23 protein-coding genes, 1 tRNA gene and 2 pseudogenes are annotated in these 15,114 nt (G+C 44.1%); 16 read left to right on the top strand and 10 right to left on the bottom strand.

Features of this window, described 5'->3' with window-relative positions:
• Nucleotides 1-71: 71 nt before the first annotated feature.
• The 3 genes from ybeD to lipA all read left to right on the top strand — a co-directional run bounded on the left by ybeD (nt 72) and on the right by lipA (nt 2,126).
• A complete protein-coding gene (ybeD, locus tag BMX14_RS06160; RefSeq protein WP_092674329.1) occupies nt 72-335 on the top strand; it encodes a DUF493 family protein YbeD in 264 nt (87 codons plus the stop codon).
• Complete coding sequence (gene lipB / locus BMX14_RS06155) at nt 335-1,039, top strand: lipoyl(octanoyl) transferase LipB (protein ID WP_092674326.1); 705 nt, start codon at nt 335-337, stop codon at nt 1,037-1,039. The genes ybeD and lipB overlap by 1 nt, the downstream gene beginning before the upstream one ends.
• 121 nt (nt 1,040-1,160) lie before the next feature.
• Nucleotides 1,161-2,126 (top strand): lipoyl synthase, encoded by a 966-nt coding sequence (lipA, locus tag BMX14_RS06150; protein ID WP_092674323.1) that lies wholly within the window; start codon nt 1,161-1,163, stop codon nt 2,124-2,126.
• Between the two features lie 88 nt (nt 2,127-2,214).
• Here lipA and tatE read toward each other — a convergent pair whose 3' ends face one another.
• The 6 genes from tatE to folD form a co-directional block, all read right to left on the bottom strand.
• Nucleotides 2,215-2,418 carry a twin-arginine translocase subunit TatE gene (tatE, locus tag BMX14_RS06145; protein ID WP_092674320.1) on the bottom strand — a complete coding sequence of 68 codons (204 nt, stop codon included), beginning with the start codon at nt 2,416-2,418 and terminating at the stop codon, nt 2,215-2,217.
• A gap of 166 nt (nt 2,419-2,584) precedes the next feature.
• Nucleotides 2,585-2,794 carry a transcription antiterminator/RNA stability regulator CspE gene (gene cspE, locus BMX14_RS06140; protein WP_006118399.1) on the bottom strand — a complete coding sequence of 70 codons (210 nt, stop codon included), beginning with the start codon at nt 2,792-2,794 and terminating at the stop codon, nt 2,585-2,587.
• A gap of 202 nt (nt 2,795-2,996) precedes the next feature.
• Nucleotides 2,997-4,085, bottom strand: coding sequence for an endonuclease/exonuclease/phosphatase family protein (locus tag BMX14_RS06130; RefSeq protein WP_408011862.1), 1,089 nt, complete (start codon nt 4,083-4,085; stop codon nt 2,997-2,999).
• A 16-nt stretch (nt 4,086-4,101) separates the two neighbouring features.
• Nucleotides 4,102-4,665: a YbhB/YbcL family Raf kinase inhibitor-like protein gene (locus BMX14_RS06125; RefSeq protein WP_092674312.1), complete on the bottom strand. Its 564-nt coding sequence runs from the start codon at nt 4,663-4,665 to the stop codon at nt 4,102-4,104.
• 161 nt (nt 4,666-4,826) lie between these two features.
• On the bottom strand, nt 4,827-5,039 hold the full coding sequence (gene ybcJ / locus BMX14_RS06120) for a ribosome-associated protein YbcJ (protein ID WP_092674309.1): 213 nt from the start codon (nt 5,037-5,039) through the stop codon (nt 4,827-4,829).
• Nucleotides 5,039-5,905, bottom strand: a complete 867-nt coding sequence (folD, locus tag BMX14_RS06115) for a bifunctional methylenetetrahydrofolate dehydrogenase/methenyltetrahydrofolate cyclohydrolase FolD (RefSeq protein WP_092674306.1) — start codon at nt 5,903-5,905, stop codon at nt 5,039-5,041. Before folD ends, ybcJ begins: the two co-directional genes overlap by 1 nt.
• A 177-nt stretch (nt 5,906-6,082) precedes the next feature.
• Between folD and BMX14_RS06110 the strand changes: the two genes are divergently transcribed.
• Together BMX14_RS06110 and BMX14_RS06105 are read left to right on the top strand one after the other, a co-directional pair.
• Nucleotides 6,083-6,159, top strand: a tRNA-Arg gene (locus BMX14_RS06110).
• A gap of 164 nt (nt 6,160-6,323) precedes the next feature.
• Nucleotides 6,324-7,535, top strand: a pseudogene (locus tag BMX14_RS06105) (tyrosine-type recombinase/integrase).
• Nucleotides 7,536-8,040: 505 nt separating this feature from the next.
• On the opposite strand, the gene BMX14_RS06100 reads toward BMX14_RS06105, so the two are convergent.
• Complete coding sequence (locus tag BMX14_RS06100) at nt 8,041-8,643, bottom strand: pesticin C-terminus-like muramidase (RefSeq protein ID WP_092674304.1); 603 nt, start codon at nt 8,641-8,643, stop codon at nt 8,041-8,043.
• A 77-nt stretch (nt 8,644-8,720) separates the two neighbouring features.
• On the opposite strand from BMX14_RS06100, the gene BMX14_RS16845 reads away from it, so the two are divergent.
• The 11 genes and pseudogenes from BMX14_RS16845 (at nt 8,721) to BMX14_RS06055 (ending at nt 13,813) form a co-directional block, all read left to right on the top strand.
• Nucleotides 8,721-9,347: a hypothetical protein gene (locus BMX14_RS16845; protein ID WP_230527352.1), complete on the top strand. Its 627-nt coding sequence runs from the start codon at nt 8,721-8,723 to the stop codon at nt 9,345-9,347.
• A pseudogene (locus BMX14_RS16840) lies at nt 9,348-9,637 on the top strand (single-stranded DNA-binding protein); the annotation flags it as partial.
• Nucleotides 9,638-9,969: 332 nt separating this feature from the next.
• The gene (locus BMX14_RS06090) at nt 9,970-10,578 is read left to right on the top strand and encodes a lysozyme family protein (RefSeq protein WP_092674301.1); all 609 of its coding nucleotides are present in this window, start codon (nt 9,970-9,972) and stop codon (nt 10,576-10,578) included.
• Entirely contained in the window at nt 10,575-11,069 is a 495-nt protein-coding gene (locus BMX14_RS06085) for a lysozyme inhibitor LprI family protein (protein ID WP_092674298.1), read from the top strand. The genes BMX14_RS06090 and BMX14_RS06085 overlap by 4 nt, the downstream gene beginning before the upstream one ends.
• A gap of 385 nt (nt 11,070-11,454) precedes the next feature.
• Nucleotides 11,455-11,622, top strand: coding sequence for a hypothetical protein (locus BMX14_RS16565; protein WP_177173097.1), 168 nt, complete (start codon nt 11,455-11,457; stop codon nt 11,620-11,622).
• Nucleotides 11,622-12,218, top strand: coding sequence for a hypothetical protein (locus BMX14_RS06080; RefSeq protein WP_092674295.1), 597 nt, complete (start codon nt 11,622-11,624; stop codon nt 12,216-12,218). Before BMX14_RS16565 ends, BMX14_RS06080 begins: the two co-directional genes overlap by 1 nt.
• A complete protein-coding gene (locus BMX14_RS06075) occupies nt 12,215-12,556 on the top strand; it encodes a hypothetical protein (protein WP_092674292.1) in 342 nt (113 codons plus the stop codon). The genes BMX14_RS06080 and BMX14_RS06075 overlap by 4 nt, the downstream gene beginning before the upstream one ends.
• Before the next feature lie 29 nt (nt 12,557-12,585).
• Nucleotides 12,586-13,029 (top strand): hypothetical protein, encoded by a 444-nt coding sequence (locus tag BMX14_RS06070; protein ID WP_092674289.1) that lies wholly within the window; start codon nt 12,586-12,588, stop codon nt 13,027-13,029.
• A complete protein-coding gene (locus BMX14_RS06065) occupies nt 13,016-13,243 on the top strand; it encodes a hypothetical protein (protein WP_092674286.1) in 228 nt (75 codons plus the stop codon). Before BMX14_RS06070 ends, BMX14_RS06065 begins: the two co-directional genes overlap by 14 nt.
• Nucleotides 13,240-13,515, top strand: coding sequence for a hypothetical protein (locus tag BMX14_RS06060; RefSeq protein WP_092674283.1), 276 nt, complete (start codon nt 13,240-13,242; stop codon nt 13,513-13,515). Before BMX14_RS06065 ends, BMX14_RS06060 begins: the two co-directional genes overlap by 4 nt.
• The gene (locus BMX14_RS06055; RefSeq protein ID WP_092674280.1) at nt 13,499-13,813 is read left to right on the top strand and encodes a hypothetical protein; all 315 of its coding nucleotides are present in this window, start codon (nt 13,499-13,501) and stop codon (nt 13,811-13,813) included. The genes BMX14_RS06060 and BMX14_RS06055 overlap by 17 nt, the downstream gene beginning before the upstream one ends.
• Nucleotides 13,814-13,903: 90 nt before the next feature.
• Here BMX14_RS06055 and BMX14_RS06050 read toward each other — a convergent pair whose 3' ends face one another.
• The 3 genes from BMX14_RS06050 to BMX14_RS06045 all read right to left on the bottom strand — a co-directional run bounded on the left by BMX14_RS06050 (nt 13,904) and on the right by BMX14_RS06045 (nt 15,000).
• On the bottom strand, nt 13,904-14,242 hold the full coding sequence (locus BMX14_RS06050) for a GlpM family protein (RefSeq protein WP_177173104.1): 339 nt from the start codon (nt 14,240-14,242) through the stop codon (nt 13,904-13,906).
• Nucleotides 14,243-14,382: 140 nt separating this feature from the next.
• Nucleotides 14,383-14,532, bottom strand: coding sequence for a hypothetical protein (locus BMX14_RS16835; protein WP_230527350.1), 150 nt, complete (start codon nt 14,530-14,532; stop codon nt 14,383-14,385).
• 39 nt (nt 14,533-14,571) lie between these two features.
• Nucleotides 14,572-15,000: a hypothetical protein gene (locus tag BMX14_RS06045; RefSeq protein WP_092674274.1), complete on the bottom strand. Its 429-nt coding sequence runs from the start codon at nt 14,998-15,000 to the stop codon at nt 14,572-14,574.
• Nucleotides 15,001-15,114: the final 114 nt, after the last annotated feature.

Here is a 15,114-nt window from a genome sequence, read left to right as displayed (position 1 = left end):
CACATCGCCCCCACATAATTATTAATATAATCTCCCGCGCTTGCGGGAGTCTTTTTTCATTCGGAGTGACTATGAAAACCAAATTAAACGAACTGTTAGAGTTCCCTACCCCTTTTACTTATAAAGTGATGGGCCTAGCACAACCTGAATTGGTCGACCAAGTGATTGAAGTGGTACAACGCCATGCCCCGGGCGAATACTCCCCAACCATCCTGCCAAGCAGCAAGGGTAACTACCACTCTGTCTCGATCACCATTAACGCGACACATATCGACCAAGTCGAAACCCTATACGAAGAGTTAGGAAATATCGAAATCGTCCGTATGGTGATGTAATGAGTCATGATCAACCAATCCCTGTTGCACCGTTGCCCCCGCTGATTGTTCGCCATCTTGGTCAGCAACCGTGGGAGTCGATTTCTGAGGCGATGCATCGTTTCACCGACAGCCGAACTGAGCGTAGCGCGGATGAAGTATGGTTGGTTGAGCACCCCGCGGTCTTTACTCAAGGGCAAGCCGGTAAGGCTGAGCACTTGTTAGCGCCGGGTGACATCCCCGTTATGCAAAGCGATCGGGGAGGCCAAGTGACTTTTCACGGGCCGGGTCAACAAATTATGTATGTATTGATCGATATCCGCCGTCGAAAAATTGGGGTTCGAGAGCTAGTGACTGCATTAGAAAATACTGTCATTGACACCTTGGCTGAAGATGGCCTGCAAGCTTATGCCCGCGCCGACGCGCCGGGCGTGTATGTTGCTGAACAGAAAATTTGTTCACTCGGGCTACGTATTCGTCACGGCTGCTCTTTCCATGGCTTAGCACTCAATGTTGATATGGATCTTTCCCCTTTTACGCGCATTAACCCTTGTGGTTACGCCGACCTAACGATGACTCAATTGAGGGATCTAGGTAGCCAGCGTGGATTGGATCGGGTGTCACAGGATCTGGTTAAACACTTTACACACTATATCCATTGTCAGCAGGTGGTTAGCGACACTCCCCCAACCAGTGAACACCCTCTTTATTTTACAACCTTGTAACTTTTGTGCGCTTAAGGCTGTCTAAGCAGCGGCCGAGTGATATACTTTTGCAAATTTATCAGAAAAGTTGAATCTGTGGTGTATCGAGCATGATTCTTCTGACAGTGACGCGGAATACCTTATGAGCAAACCAATACAGATGGAACGCGGTGTCAAATATCGGGATGCCGATAAAATGGCATTGATCCCGGTGAAGACCGTGGTAACCGAACGCCAAGAAATACTGCGTAAACCTGAGTGGATGAAGATCAAACTACCTGCTGATTCAAGCCGTATTCAAGGTATCAAAGCTGCCATGCGTAAAAATGGCCTTCATTCGGTCTGTGAAGAAGCCTCCTGCCCTAACCTTGCAGAATGCTTTAACCACGGTACGGCTACCTTTATGATCCTTGGGGCGATCTGTACCCGACGCTGCCCTTTCTGTGATGTTGCCCATGGTCGTCCTGTCGCGCCTGATACCAACGAGCCAGTAAAACTGGGCCAGACGATTGCTGATATGGCATTGCGCTACGTGGTGATTACGTCAGTGGACCGTGATGATTTACGCGATGGTGGCGCGCAGCATTTTGCCGACTGTATTACTGCGATCCGCGAAAAAAGCCCCAGCATAAAAATTGAAACCCTGGTACCCGATTTTCGTGGCCGGATGGATAAAGCATTAGAAATCCTGTCAGCCACACCACCGGACGTGTTTAACCACAATCTGGAGAATGTGCCGCGCTTATACCGCCAAGTACGCCCGGGTGCCAATTACCAATGGTCACTGACACTGTTAGAAAAATTCAAGCAGGCACATCCTGACATCCCGACTAAATCTGGATTGATGGTCGGGCTTGGCGAAACTAATGAAGAAATTATTGAAGTCATGCATGATCTGCGTCGCCACGGTGTAACGATGTTGACGCTGGGGCAGTATCTGCAACCTAGCCGTCACCACCTTCCTGTACAGCGCTACGTTAGCCCTGCTGAGTTTGACGAGATGAAAGAGGCTGCGATGGCGATGGGCTTTACTCATGCCGCCTGTGGTCCCTTTGTGCGCTCTTCTTACCATGCCGATATGCAAGCACAGGGCATCGAGATCAAGTAACGCTACTTCAAGATCAAAAAAGCCAGCGCTCTAAGGAGGGCTGGCTTTTTTTATATTTACTTACACTCTGCCGTAAATTATTTATTCACTACTCTTTGTGAGTCACGCGGTCTGCCGTAGCCTCTTCCGACGTAGAATTTTTTCCCGCGCTATCGTCGTCTTTCATCGCTTTTTTAAAGCCTTTAATTGCACTGCCTAAGTCGCCTCCAAGAGAACGTAACTTATTCGTACCAAACAATAAAACGATCAATGCGCCGATGATTAACAACTTGGCTAAGCTAATACCTTCCATAACTCTCTTTCAACCTCAATACCTAGCAGGACACTCTACCTATCATGATAGAACAGGATTATAACACAATTATGATCTGTAACAGATTGCGTATTAACATCGACTTAACGTAAAGGCAAAAAAAAACCCGCCAAAGCGGCGGGTTTTTGAAATTCTGGCTGTTAACTTACAGGCTGATAACGTTAGCAGCAGATGGGCCTTTAGCGCCGTCAGTAATTTCAAACTCTACGCGTTGACCTTCAGCAAGAGTTTTGAAGCCATTGCTCTGGATAGCAGAGAAGTGTACGAATACATCTTTGCTGCCATCTTCAGGAGTAATGAAACCGAATCCTTTGGATTCATTAAACCACTTAACGTTACCTTTAATCTTAGACATCTATATTACCTTTACATTAAAAAAAGACACTAAATCTGTGTCGGTATCTAGTACACCAATTGCGGAGCCATTTGTCCAGTAAGATCTGATGAAAAAGTGATAAATATCGTTTTTTTGTACAATTGGTTGATATTCATCCAGTAAAAACAGCTTTTTATGGAACCGAACCCATTCCCACCACCACTGGCAACTAGCAATTTTTTTACTCACCAGGACGGTGAACATGTTGTTCATGCCCGCCGACTTGATTCAATACCTCTTTAGCCAGTTTTTCATCGTCCTGAGTACGTGAAAGTTTTTGTTGTTGAGCCCCCTGTTGAGGATGATAAAGCAGCTCGACGTAGAAAGGATAATGGTCAGACCCAATACTTGGAAGCCGTCTCAGATCCTTCAAGACAAAAGCTTTGCTGTGAAAGACATGGTCCAGTGGCCAACGCAGGAAGGGATAGCTGGCATGGAAAGTCGAAAACATTCCTCTTCCCCGCCGTGGATCCATCAATCCGCTGACTTTAAGAAAGAGACGCGTACTACGCGACCACGCCACATCATTCATATCCCCCGTGACGATAACCGGTATATCGCGTTGCTCAACACTCTTCCCTACCATAACCAGTTCTGCATCACGATCGGTCGACTCATCGCTCTCTGTCGGGCTAGGAGGCATAGGATGCAGGCAGTGTAAGCTGACCTCTAGCCCATCCGCGGTGACTAATAGGAGATGGGCAGAAGGAATGGCCTCATCGACTAAAAATTGAATTTTCGCATCACGCACTTCTACCCGTGAATAGACGTGCATACCATAGAGATTATCTTGTGGGCAGCGTATCAGCCAAGGATAGTCCTGTTCGAGCGGCTTGAGCTGGTCTTCCCACCACTGGTCAGTCTCTACCGCGACCAATACGTCAGGTTTCTCCTGTTCGACTAACGCTAACAGTTTATCGGCTTGACGGTTTGGGGTAAGCACATTTGAAACCAGGATTTTTAACGTGGTGCCCGTCCAATCGGACTGCGCATCCGCAACTTGTTTGCGTGATAACGCCGTGTAAGGATAAATCCAGAAAAGTTGATAGGCCGCGCAGCCTAGAGTAATAACCTGTAAACAGGTTACCCATAGGGTGGAGTCGAACTCATAATAACTGGCGGCGAAGGCAAGTATCAATGCAATGGTCAATAATTGAACTCGTGGAAACTCCCATACCCTCACCCACCAATAGCGACAATGCGAAAGCGGTGCAAGGGTGAGCAGTAATAAAAGGAAGCTTAATAGCGTTAAGAATATAAGCACAAACACAGTCTCTCTTAGAAAATCATTGGGCGGCTTTAGCTTGATAGCCCGCGACCATACCTGCTGAGGCCAGCGCATGCCCCTCAAGTCTATGAAGTAACTCTTCTCGTAATAACCCAGCAGGGAATGCATTAGTCGGCAGATCGGTGGCAATTAAGGTGAAGGTGTAATAATGCAGATCACGTGTCGGAGGAGGACAAGGACCGACATAGGCTTCGCTACCTTTACTGTTTACCCCGCCCACAAAGCCTTTGCCATTACTTAATGCCGTGCGCTCTAAACGTTGTGTGGTGGCCGGAATACCATAAGCAACGAGGTGGGTGGCCCCCAAACCATTTTTACCTTGTGGATCTTGAATAATCAGCGCAAAGCTCTTGGTATTGACTGGCGCATTCTGCCATTCGAGTAAAGGAGAAATATTTTGCCCATGACAGGCCGGATCATTACCCGGTTTCCCCCCCGCGGCGGCGGGTAACAGCTTACCTGATGTGAAGTCGGGTGAAGTCAACGTGAAGGGTGCAGCATTTGCCCAAGCACTACTGCCCGCAGCGGCGATCACCAGTAAAGAAGAGAGGAGCTTTTTCATTTAATTATCCGATTCCCAGTAAAAACCATTAAACAATCTTATAACAATATTGTTAACTTAGGATAGCGGAGAGTAAAGACAGAGGGGAATGACGGAGTGAAAATAGGGACGCTCTGACTCAACTACCGATAAGTACGCACTCACCGGTAGTTGAAGCGTAATTACGCAATAACCTGTATGGATTGACCAGCAAAACTCACCACTTGTTGTGCGTGGATTTTACAGCGTTTACGGGTTTCGATTTTTCCATCAACGGTGACTTCTCCGGCATCGATAACGATCTTTGCCTGCGCCCCGCTCTCTGTCAGTCCTTCCAGTTTAAGTAGATCACAAAGATCAACGTGTGAATGTTTTCCTAACGAAAACTGCTGCATTATTGGTTACTCCCACTATGGTATTTTTCACACGCTTCTAACGTGTTTTGGATCAGTGTTGCGACGGTCATCGGGCCGACGCCCCCCGGAACCGGGGTAATAAGTGATGCGCGTTCGGAGGCAGTTGTAAAGTCTACATCTCCAGTCACTTTTCCATTTTCTAAACGGTTAATTCCTACATCAATAACAATCGCGCCCGGTTTAATCCATTCGCCTGGAATGAAGTGTGCTTTGCCTACCGCAACCACCAGCAAGTCTGCACGCTCAACATGGGAACGTAGATCCTTAGTAAAGCGATGTGTGACTGTCGTGGTACAGCCTGCGAGCAGTAACTCCAGCGCCATAGGTCGACCGACAATATTTGAAGCGCCAACGATAACTGCATTCAATCCAAATGTATCGACATTGTTGCGTTCTAATAGCGTGATGATCCCCCGTGGTGTACAAGGGCGTAAGATCGGGGCACGTTGGCAGAGTCTGCCCACATTATAGGGATGGAAACCATCAACATCTTTACTGGGGGCAATACGTTCCAGAACTTTCACATTATCGATTCCTTCCGGTAGAGGAAGCTGAACCAAAATGCCGTCAATCGCTTGGTCTTCATTGAGTTGATCGATAAGCTCGAGCAAGGCTTGCTCACTGGTGGTCGCCGGTAAGTCATAAGAGCGGGAGATGAAGCCCACTTCTTCACACGCTTTACGTTTACTGCCGACATAAATTTCAGAAGCTGGATCGCTACCGACTAAGATAACGGCGAGTCCAGGAGCACGCTTACCTGCCGAAAGGCGTTGTTGAACTCCAGCAGCAACTTCAGCACGAACTTGCTGCGCAATCGTTTTACCATCAATAATTTTCGCTGACATCCGGATAAAATCCACTTTTAAGCTATTAGGGGGGATCCCTGTATTTTGTCAGAAGCAGACAAAGCTGTCAGGTTAAGATTTGCGAATTATGCTCAAAGCTTCAGCAATAAACTGATTCTACGCGTAAAGTGATTGACTCATGACCCTTCAGCCGTATAATCCGTGACAGAAATCAGGGCGCCCTTAGCTCAGTTGGATAGAGCACCGGCCTTCTAAGCCGTAGGTCATAGGTTCGAATCCTATAGGGCGCACCATTTCGACATCCACTACCCTCCAGTAACGTCTACTCACCCCAGTAAAATCAAGCATCTTAGCCAATCCCTTGTCTACTAACATCCATTACTATCCACTTGCATCCACAATAAAGTGGGGGCATTATTGGGGGCATCCGTAGGTTCAATAAACTCGATGCCCCCAAATGAAACTCACAGCGACCGAAATCAAAGCAGCAAAGCCCAAAGAAAAAGCCTATAAAATGGCTGACGGTGGGGGCATGTACTTAGAAGTTTTTCCGAACGGCACAAAAAGCTGGCGTATGAAGTATCGAATGGGGCCAAAGGAAAAGCGTGTTGTGTTCGGTGTATACCCTACTGTTTCATTATCAGAAGCTAGAACCAAGCGCGAAGAAGCCAAAAGGATTCTGGCAGAAGGCGGCGACCCAAGCCAAGAGAAGCAAGCCGAGAAAGCAGCCAAAGTCCTAGCCGTCCAGAATAGCTTCGAGTCTATCGCTATCGAGTGGCACAACCACAAAAAAGAAAACTGGTCACAGGGCTACGCTGAGGACATTCTTGAGTACTTGACTAAAGACATCTTCCCTTTTATTGGTAAGCGCGCCATTAACGAGATTAAACCCGCCGAGATGCTGGCAGTTCTTCGGAAGATGGAGCAGCGTGGCGTACTGGATAAACTAAAAAAGACCCGGCAAGCCTGTAGGCAGATATTTACTCATGCTGTTATCACTGGCAGAGCCGAGAATAATCCGGTTACTGATTTATCAGGCGCATTGAAAGCACCGAAGCAAAAGCACTTCCCTCACCTCAATGTTGAGGAGGTCCCCGCGTTCCTCAATGAGCTAAATAAATATTCTGGCAGCATGATAACCAGAATTGCTACCAAGCTACTGATGATTACTGGCCTACGAACTATTGAGCTACGCACTACCGAGTGGGCGGATATAGATTTCGACAAAGGTATTTGGCAGATAAACATTAAAAGAATGAAGATGTACTGCCCCCATATCGTTCCAATCTCACACCAAGGGAGAGAGCTGCTAGAATAACTCGACCAGCATACAGGCCGTGGGAGATATGTCTTTCATGGAAGGAATGATGCTGGCAAGCCTATGAGTGAAGCAAGTATCAATCAGGTGATCAAACGTATCGGCTATGATGGCAGAGCGACAGGAAACGGATTCAGACACACCCTCAGCACACTACTACACGAGCAAGGCTATAACTCATCGTGGATAAAAACCCAACTTGCTCACGTTGATAAAAACTCGATTCGTGTTATCTATAACCATGCTCAATATTTATAAGGCCGTAGAACGATGCTACAGGATTACGCCGACTATCTAGACGCATTAGAGCGTGGTGATAACGTGATACATGGGAATTTTAAAACAGTATAAAAACACTGGGCGAGTAAAAAGTAGTCATTTGTAGTAGACGTAACTGGATATTAATTGCTCTTTGACATTAGACGAATCCTTACCAGTAGGTTCGTCTTACGCCGCTGAAGAAGCGGAGATCTCTGAATTCCATATGCTAGTGGAATGCTCTTTAAAGATATTGCTGGCTTCTTATATAGATGCTTTAACTAGAAATAGTCAGCAATACAGGTTCGTTTGCCGAAATGTGAACATCAATTCGAATGACAGATCTTTAAAAATGTGTTGTCGGGGTGATTCGCCCTACATCTATTAAGTAACCATCTTACTCCGGAACATATCAATCATAGTTTTAAAGCTAAAATTATAAAATTCAACACTATAAATACATATAGTGATTTAATGGCAATAACTTGAGGTGTAAGGATTGAACCGAAGGTGGATCCCATTTTTACCAAAGTAGACCCCACATGTGATTGACTAAATCTATGGAGTACACTAATCACCTATTTATAAAAAATTTTAATCAATTTCCATTCGTTAAGTATTGTATTCTTCCTCTGTTTTTCTCGTACATCATTATTCCTTTTTTTCTTCTTATCATATTTATCACATCTTCTTTTTTGTTTTCTTCAAAATACCTTACCATATCTTTTGTCATTAACCCTTGATAAAGAAGATCTACAAAAACATCTCTTATCTTACTATCTTTTCTATTCCATTCTAAAGATTTGATCCCTTTGTATTTCTTGTAAAAAACAATAGCTCTTTTAACGTATTTATCATAGGTTATGTTAAAAAGTTTGATTTGTTGCATTTCAGTTATCTCACCTATTTTACTTTTGTTTTCTTTAACGAAATTAGCAGCCTGACAACCTTGTAACATAGAGCTTTTTGAAATTTCTTTTGCTTGATTTTGTGGGACTCCTGATGCTCTTAAATCTGATAAAATCTCAGATTTAAATCTTCTTCCCACATCATACCCTCTGCCGATAGTTACCCCAGATGCATTCTTATTGCATTGATTATAATTTCCGGGGAAGTGTATTTCTCTTGAATAACCTATAGATCCCTTTGTATCTTTCCCTTCTGCTAGGAAAGTTATCAACCCTGCTTCAGGCTTTATCATAAAATATTATCTCCTTTTTACTTAAAAATTTATGGTATATTTTTTCTAATTTTAAAATATTTGTAGGGTGTGTATTTATGAGATTTTTATTACTTTCTTTTGTCTTTTATTGCTCACAGTGTTTGGCGTATGAATACGAATATGACTTATGTAGAAATGGTATGTTCCCTACTTATGATGGAAATTATAATGTTGGAATAATAAATAAAAACACTAAAAGCTATGATGATGAGTGTATTGATGGGAATGAGAAGTGTGTCAGTAAGGGGCGTCTTTTAAAAGGGGATGAGGTTTTACTATCACACGCTATGAAAGGTTTTCTATGTTATTGGAAAGATGATAATAATGTTGATTTTGTTAAAAGCGAGGATGTGACAATAAAGAAAAATGTAGATAGGAAAATAAATGGAAAAAATATCGTAGGTGTTTGGGAGTATGGGGATAGTACAGTGAACATTGCCCTTAAAAAGGGTGGAAAATACCATATAAGTGGTCAATCTTACTGGTATGGTGGGCATGGGAACTTACATTATGGGGAGTTGGATTCTGATGCAAAGGTTGTTAACGGTGCTATGAGTTGGAATGGCCCTGATCTTTGCACTGGTAAAATAAAATTAATAGGACACCAGATCATTATTAATGATAATAAACAATGTGGTGGGGCTAGTGTTTCCTTTGATGGTGTTTATCAAAAGTTAGATTAAGGACAGGCAACTTACTGGCTAGGTGTAGTCGCGTTAGGTAAACAGGCCGAGGTACTGGCGAAGCACTCAAAGGGCGACATGATGAGTGTGGCGGGCAATATGCAATTGAACCAGTGGACAGGTAAGACGGCGTGAAGAAAGAACAGGCTCAGGTGATTGCCGATTCTGTTATCAGTGCAAAAACAGTTCGACCGTCCGGCAGAAAGTCCACCCCTCAAGCACCGAAACCACAAAGCAACGTGCCGCCGGAATATGAGAACTATCCTTTTAACGATGAACCGGAGTTTTAACCATGACCGACAATAACGAAGCCAAACGCCCTGTATTATCGTTAAAGCGCAAACCAACACCGAAGCCAGTCGAGCCAGAGAAAAGGCCACAGAAGCCCGTACAGGCGGCAGGAAAGAGGAAAAAAATCAGACCACCATTCTGGTAGAGTAACTCCACACTGCGAAAATATTTTGCTTGCCATACTTGGATAATTAGTTATGTATTTAGATATGTCAGGACATTTCAAGAAACTGCCCTTCCAAATATTGTTTTAGCTCAAGATACATTGAATTTTATTAATGTAAGTTTTAGTTAACGAAAAATTTTAGGGTGAAATTAAGGGAACTTACGTATGCTTGAACCGCTGGAAGGAAAATTAACTTTTAGAGCTGAAGGTAATAATATAAAGGGAAACCATGGTTATTCTCGCGTCATACACTGGCCTGGATCAGCTAAGCTATGCACATCAACAAAATCAAAATCTGGTGTAACCATTGGACGTGGTTACGATATGAGCAATAGAACTAGCCAAGTCATCATCAATGACCTAAGAAATGCGGGCATTGATATTGAGCAAGTAAAGAAAATCTCATTAGCGGCAGGTAAACATAATTGTGATGCGCTGTATTTCGTAAGTAAATATCGGGATGAAATAGGTGAGATAAGTGAAGAGCAACAATTAAAATTATTTAAAATAACATACCCTTACTATGTAAATGACTCAGTTAGGTTTTATAAAAAATATTGTAGTGGTGATGCCTTGGAATGGAATAAACTTGGCAGTAAGATAAAAGATGTTTTCATTGATATGAAATACCAAGGAGCTATAAGCAATTCCGATGTAAAATATTTTGAGAGAAATGATATAGACGAGGTAGTAGCATTTATTTCATCTTCTCCATATTTACTTACCTTCGAAAATGGACGGGGAAGAATTAAATACCTCAGGAGAGGATTATGATTCGTATTTTATGTTTATTTATAATAATAAATTCTTTCATAGTTGTTGAATGTCAAGCAGGTCAAGCAGGTCAAGCAGGTCAAGCAGGTCAAGCAGGTCAAGCAGGTCAAGCAGGTCAAGCAGGTCAAGCAGGTCAAGCAGGTCAAGCAGAGGATATTATGGACAAATGCTCTTCTAAATCCTTGACTAATGATACTTATGCATGCTTTTCTGAAGAGTCAGCCATTTTGAAAAAGAAATATGAAAAAAGTTTTAAAAACCTATTGGCAAAAATAAAGAGTGAAAAAAAATTCGTAACCAACTTCACCGATCTTAATAACGATCTCTTTTCATCGAAAAAAAAATGGGAATTATGGATTGATTCAGAATGTATTACAGAAGCTGATGTTTATGAAAAAGATACGGGATTTTATGGAAGCATATATGATATGTGCATCATAAAAAAATATGCATCAAGAATAAATTATTATAATAACTTCAAGTTTAACTAAAAAATATCTATGGTGTTTATACTTAACGATATTATCTATAATTTTTTTGAACAATAATTTCCATTATAAATCCACTTTAAAGCCCCTGTATCATTTTGGGGCTTAATCCCCCCCCCCTTCGGATAACAGCTAAAAGTCGACCGTAAAAACTTGGATAGGCCACCGCCACACAGCACCGCATGGGGATAGCCAAACCCAACGGGCATGCATTTATAATCAAGTCATAAACCCATGCAAGCCGCAGCCTAGCGGCTTATTAGTTTGATCTACTCATTCGATCCTTACCATTAAACAATCGTTTCATAAATCGGCATAAACATATTAATCATTTCAATAATTACAATTATAATGTCTGTATAAATAACCGACACAGCAAACAATCACCATGACTAAATCAGAACTAAAACCCGTGTTACTGAGTCGTGAGCAAATCGAGGCGCTCCAAGCGATTCAGCGCGAGGAACGCAGCAAGTCACCGCTTAATGTCGCCCCAACAATCCACGTTATCGCCTGTCACCTCATGGCTAAGGCGTTACGGGACATGGCTAAATAATGGAGAACAAAGAGCAGCAACGCTTCCCGAAATGGGAGAGATACCTGTCTATACATGAGGCAGGGCATGCACTCTTAGCCTATTTATGGGGCGCATCTTTTATTGAGATAGGCATCGCTGACGAGAATAGAACCATTGTTTTTAGTGGCGGCAATGAACATAACGACTGCAAAGCCGCGTGCCTTCATAGCTTATGGCATGGAGATGAATTAACGCCTGACCCAAAGGCTATGCTATCCATTCTGATAGCAGGGGCTGCGGCTGAGTCCGTTTACACTGGGCAAAGTATCGACCACTTGATGACTAAAACGGCAAAGTCAGACAGCAAGGAAATATCTAAGGCGTTAGAAAAGATTCAAAAAAAGGCGTGTGGGATGCCAGACCATAGCGAATGGATGTATCTAAGATCGTTAAGTTTATGCAAGAGCATCGTAAGCATTTACTGGAAGGATATTGAGGCATTGGCTGACCTTGTAGAGCAAAAACGAGTGACCCCACACCCTGAAATAATCAATTTCTTTGAATCTAGGGAATCGCTTAAAGAAGCAAGAATTTATCAACTCATCGACACGATAGACCGAGGTGAAGCAGCATGAAGTTAAAAACAAAGCTAGTCGCACTACTCATACTCGCACCACTTACCACCAATGCCTTTCAATGTGGGAGTTTCAGCGTTCACCTCGACCGCTATCAATCAAGCATTAATGGCGACCGAGTGAAGCTACTAGGCCAACAGTTCACAGGTACGCCCCGTGATTACGATAATTCAATCATTACGCTGTTGCCTGACTCAATCACAGTAACCGACCGGATGTATAAGATAACCACGACCGCCGGACAATCAACGCTAGAGCTACTGACCAAAGAGAACCCGCCGAGAACGTTGAACCGTGAAAGCTGCGGCAAGGTAAGCATCACTGGCCTGATGGAATGACAGCTATCTAGATTTATTAAGGAATATTCATGCCTCCTGATAGCAGGAAAGAACAGGGAAAATACCCTACCCGCTGGACTAAAGGAATGTCCGGAAATCCAAGCGGCAGACCCGGTAAAGGCGCAGAGATTAGACGCCAACTAATGGATCTCACTCCCGATGCGATGAGGTCAATCACCGAAGGCATCAAAGCCGGAGATACTGCTTGTTTAAAGATATGGGCTGACCGTTGCGACCCTGTAAGTAAAACAACAATGCCGACCGTTGAATTCCTCGCAGACACTACCGACCTCACCCGCTTTAGTATGTCTGTATTAGCCGCTATCAGCCGTGGGGAAGTAACCCCTGATATTGGCGCACACATCATTAACGCTGCCGCTAGCGTTGCCAGAGTGGCTGAAATTGATGAGGTAAGACGAGAAATGAAAGAGATACTAGAACGACTAGAGGCTATGGAAAATGACAAATCGTAAAACGCTCGATTCAATAAAGAACCGGATTAACAACCTATCGCCTCATGAGCGCATTAATGGGCTTGAGCTGGTGGGCATAGATAGAGACCCGAACGGCGATATTGTAATTGCGAGTAAGTCCTACATTCCTTTCGGTAAGCATGGCGGCGAGGCATGGCAAGAGGTGTATCCAGAGGGCGACCCGCGCCGTGTGAAATGGGAAGGTAACGCATGAGTAATAGAGCAATGCTGTCACAAATACGAAAGCGATTAGAGGCTCAGTCGTCATCCGATAACTTTGATGGTCAAATCCTATCGGCATTAATGGATGAGTTATCCGGCAAAGCACCAGCCGGAACAGCAGACGGGCTTGAGAAGAAGTTCAGTGCAAGAACAGGCTATAAGTTCCCTCAAGATAAAGATATGGGTGAGCTATTCGCCTCAATAAAAGACGCTGATACGCACATTGCTAACCTGCGGCGACAAATCAATGGCGTCCACGATTAATAACCAACAATCAAGATGGGGTGGAAAGCGCAAAGGCTCAGGTGCACCGATGGGCAATACTAACGCTATGAAGCACGGAGAGAGGAGCAGGCAGGCTTTCTTCCCAATGGTAGTACCTGAATACTTCACCGCCATAGACAGCAACAGAGCGCGTAATCTGATACTGGCTAAGCGATGGGCTGAACTGCATGCCATGACCCCACCACCACGCACTGAACACTATCGGGAAATGATGCTGATTAATGGCTTGATGGGGAAGCATACCGACCGGATAATAGCGCAGACAATAAAGCGTTAAGGATATGCCAAGGGGGGAGGTAAAAACTCTAAGGCTCTTAGGATAAAGACCGCGCTCTCAGTCTTTTTATTAAAAACGTCCAGAAAAAAACTACGGATGCCAGCGGTTCCATAGTTGGATCAAAACCCAAGCAGCCAACATCCAGCAGCCTATAGTCGCCGTTAAAGCCACCGGTAGCTTTAAAATATTGAGCAGAAAATATAGCGAAACAAGATACACAATGTAGGGTATCACCGCCCACAGACCGAAAATAATAGTGGTTTTCAATGCCTCTATAGAACGCTCGCTACCCACGATATAATGAGCGATTAGAGCAAAAGTAGGAAACAGTGGAATTAGGCCGGCAATATAATAATTACGCGATTTTGACAGTACTCCAATCAGTACAACGACCAACGCACCAATTACAGCTTTGAAAAGCATTTTGATAAATCTCATAGATTTAGAAATGGATACCAACTATCACTTAGAACAAATAATTATGTCAACATATCACTGGTTAACGTGTAAGCGAGGCGACCAATGCTAGACCGTGAAATCTAGAAATGACAGTGCTACAGATGGCTCGACTACAGGGCGAGAAGTTGGACAGACACACGCTCTACACCACCCGCAACGAGATTAGAAACGCGCTGGCAGCAAAGGAGCGTTACCGCCGAACGATGGAAGCCGCGCCCTACCAGTGGAAGAAACCACGCCCGCCAAGATAAGGATTTCAAATCCGTTAGTTCACCCGCGAAAAGTTGCTGGTTAAAACTTTACCCAACGACCGCCGCTATTTTCGTAGCGGTGTCCTTTTGTCGCTTCCACGCGCTGTAGATGTCCTTATCCCAAGCCTTGCCCGCCCTAGTCTGATAGCCAGCCTCGTTAATCCTTTGAGCTATCACCCGACCGTTATCAAAGCCCTGTTTTATGGTATCAGCCACTACTTGAAGTACAGCCGCCTCATTGTATGGATGCTGAGGGATGCCTTGCTTACCACCAATTAACGCAGCCGCCGCCGTTTCCATTCGCTCGACTAGGGCAATCATGCGGCGATCGGGATTACTATCTGGCTGGCTGATTTTGTGGCGTATAGCGTCAATGAGCCATGCAGTTTTATCAGTGCCGGACTCACTCACAGCATTGGTAAATGATTCGACCAGTTCAGCAGGAACGCGAAAAGTAACGGACAGTGATTTACTCATAATGACCACCAGCAAAAGGAGATAGTGAGTAATTTTACCACTGTAAGACAACGTTAGACAGTAAATAAGCCGTGATAATGTTGGTTCACTCATACTCAATGTTGGTTCAAAACG

Source organism: Rosenbergiella nectarea, assembly GCF_900111105.1.
GTDB lineage: Bacteria > Pseudomonadota > Gammaproteobacteria > Enterobacterales > Enterobacteriaceae > Rosenbergiella > Rosenbergiella nectarea.
The sequence above is the reverse complement of the archived record's forward strand: the minus strand, read 5'-3'. Positions and strand labels throughout refer to the sequence as shown.

Excerpts from the sequence above, each read along its gene's own strand:
- ybeD (WP_092674329.1), top strand. The coding sequence starts at position 72 with ATGAAAACCAAATTAAACGAACTGTTAGAGTTCCCTACCCCTTTTACT.
- lipB (WP_092674326.1), top strand. The coding sequence starts at position 335 with ATGAGTCATGATCAACCAATCCCTGTTGCACCGTTGCCCCCGCTGATT.
- lipA (WP_092674323.1), top strand. The coding sequence starts at position 1,161 with ATGAGCAAACCAATACAGATGGAACGCGGTGTCAAATATCGGGATGCC.
- tatE (WP_092674320.1), bottom strand. The coding sequence starts at position 2,418 with ATGGAAGGTATTAGCTTAGCCAAGTTGTTAATCATCGGCGCATTGATC.
- cspE (WP_006118399.1), bottom strand. The coding sequence starts at position 2,794 with ATGTCTAAGATTAAAGGTAACGTTAAGTGGTTTAATGAATCCAAAGGA.
- BMX14_RS06125 (WP_092674312.1), bottom strand. The coding sequence starts at position 4,665 with ATGAAAAAGCTCCTCTCTTCTTTACTGGTGATCGCCGCTGCGGGCAGT.
- ybcJ (WP_092674309.1), bottom strand. The coding sequence starts at position 5,039 with ATGCAGCAGTTTTCGTTAGGAAAACATTCACACGTTGATCTTTGTGAT.
- folD (WP_092674306.1), bottom strand. The coding sequence starts at position 5,905 with ATGTCAGCGAAAATTATTGATGGTAAAACGATTGCGCAGCAAGTTCGT.
- BMX14_RS06100 (WP_092674304.1), bottom strand. The coding sequence starts at position 8,643 with ATGATAAAGCCTGAAGCAGGGTTGATAACTTTCCTAGCAGAAGGGAAA.
- BMX14_RS16845 (WP_230527352.1), top strand. The coding sequence starts at position 8,721 with ATGAGATTTTTATTACTTTCTTTTGTCTTTTATTGCTCACAGTGTTTG.
- BMX14_RS06090 (WP_092674301.1), top strand. The coding sequence starts at position 9,970 with ATGCTTGAACCGCTGGAAGGAAAATTAACTTTTAGAGCTGAAGGTAAT.
- BMX14_RS06085 (WP_092674298.1), top strand. The coding sequence starts at position 10,575 with ATGATTCGTATTTTATGTTTATTTATAATAATAAATTCTTTCATAGTT.
- BMX14_RS16565 (WP_177173097.1), top strand. The coding sequence starts at position 11,455 with ATGACTAAATCAGAACTAAAACCCGTGTTACTGAGTCGTGAGCAAATC.
- BMX14_RS06080 (WP_092674295.1), top strand. The coding sequence starts at position 11,622 with ATGGAGAACAAAGAGCAGCAACGCTTCCCGAAATGGGAGAGATACCTG.
- BMX14_RS06075 (WP_092674292.1), top strand. The coding sequence starts at position 12,215 with ATGAAGTTAAAAACAAAGCTAGTCGCACTACTCATACTCGCACCACTT.
- BMX14_RS06070 (WP_092674289.1), top strand. The coding sequence starts at position 12,586 with ATGCCTCCTGATAGCAGGAAAGAACAGGGAAAATACCCTACCCGCTGG.
- BMX14_RS06065 (WP_092674286.1), top strand. The coding sequence starts at position 13,016 with ATGACAAATCGTAAAACGCTCGATTCAATAAAGAACCGGATTAACAAC.
- BMX14_RS06060 (WP_092674283.1), top strand. The coding sequence starts at position 13,240 with ATGAGTAATAGAGCAATGCTGTCACAAATACGAAAGCGATTAGAGGCT.
- BMX14_RS06055 (WP_092674280.1), top strand. The coding sequence starts at position 13,499 with ATGGCGTCCACGATTAATAACCAACAATCAAGATGGGGTGGAAAGCGC.
- BMX14_RS06045 (WP_092674274.1), bottom strand. The coding sequence starts at position 15,000 with ATGAGTAAATCACTGTCCGTTACTTTTCGCGTTCCTGCTGAACTGGTC.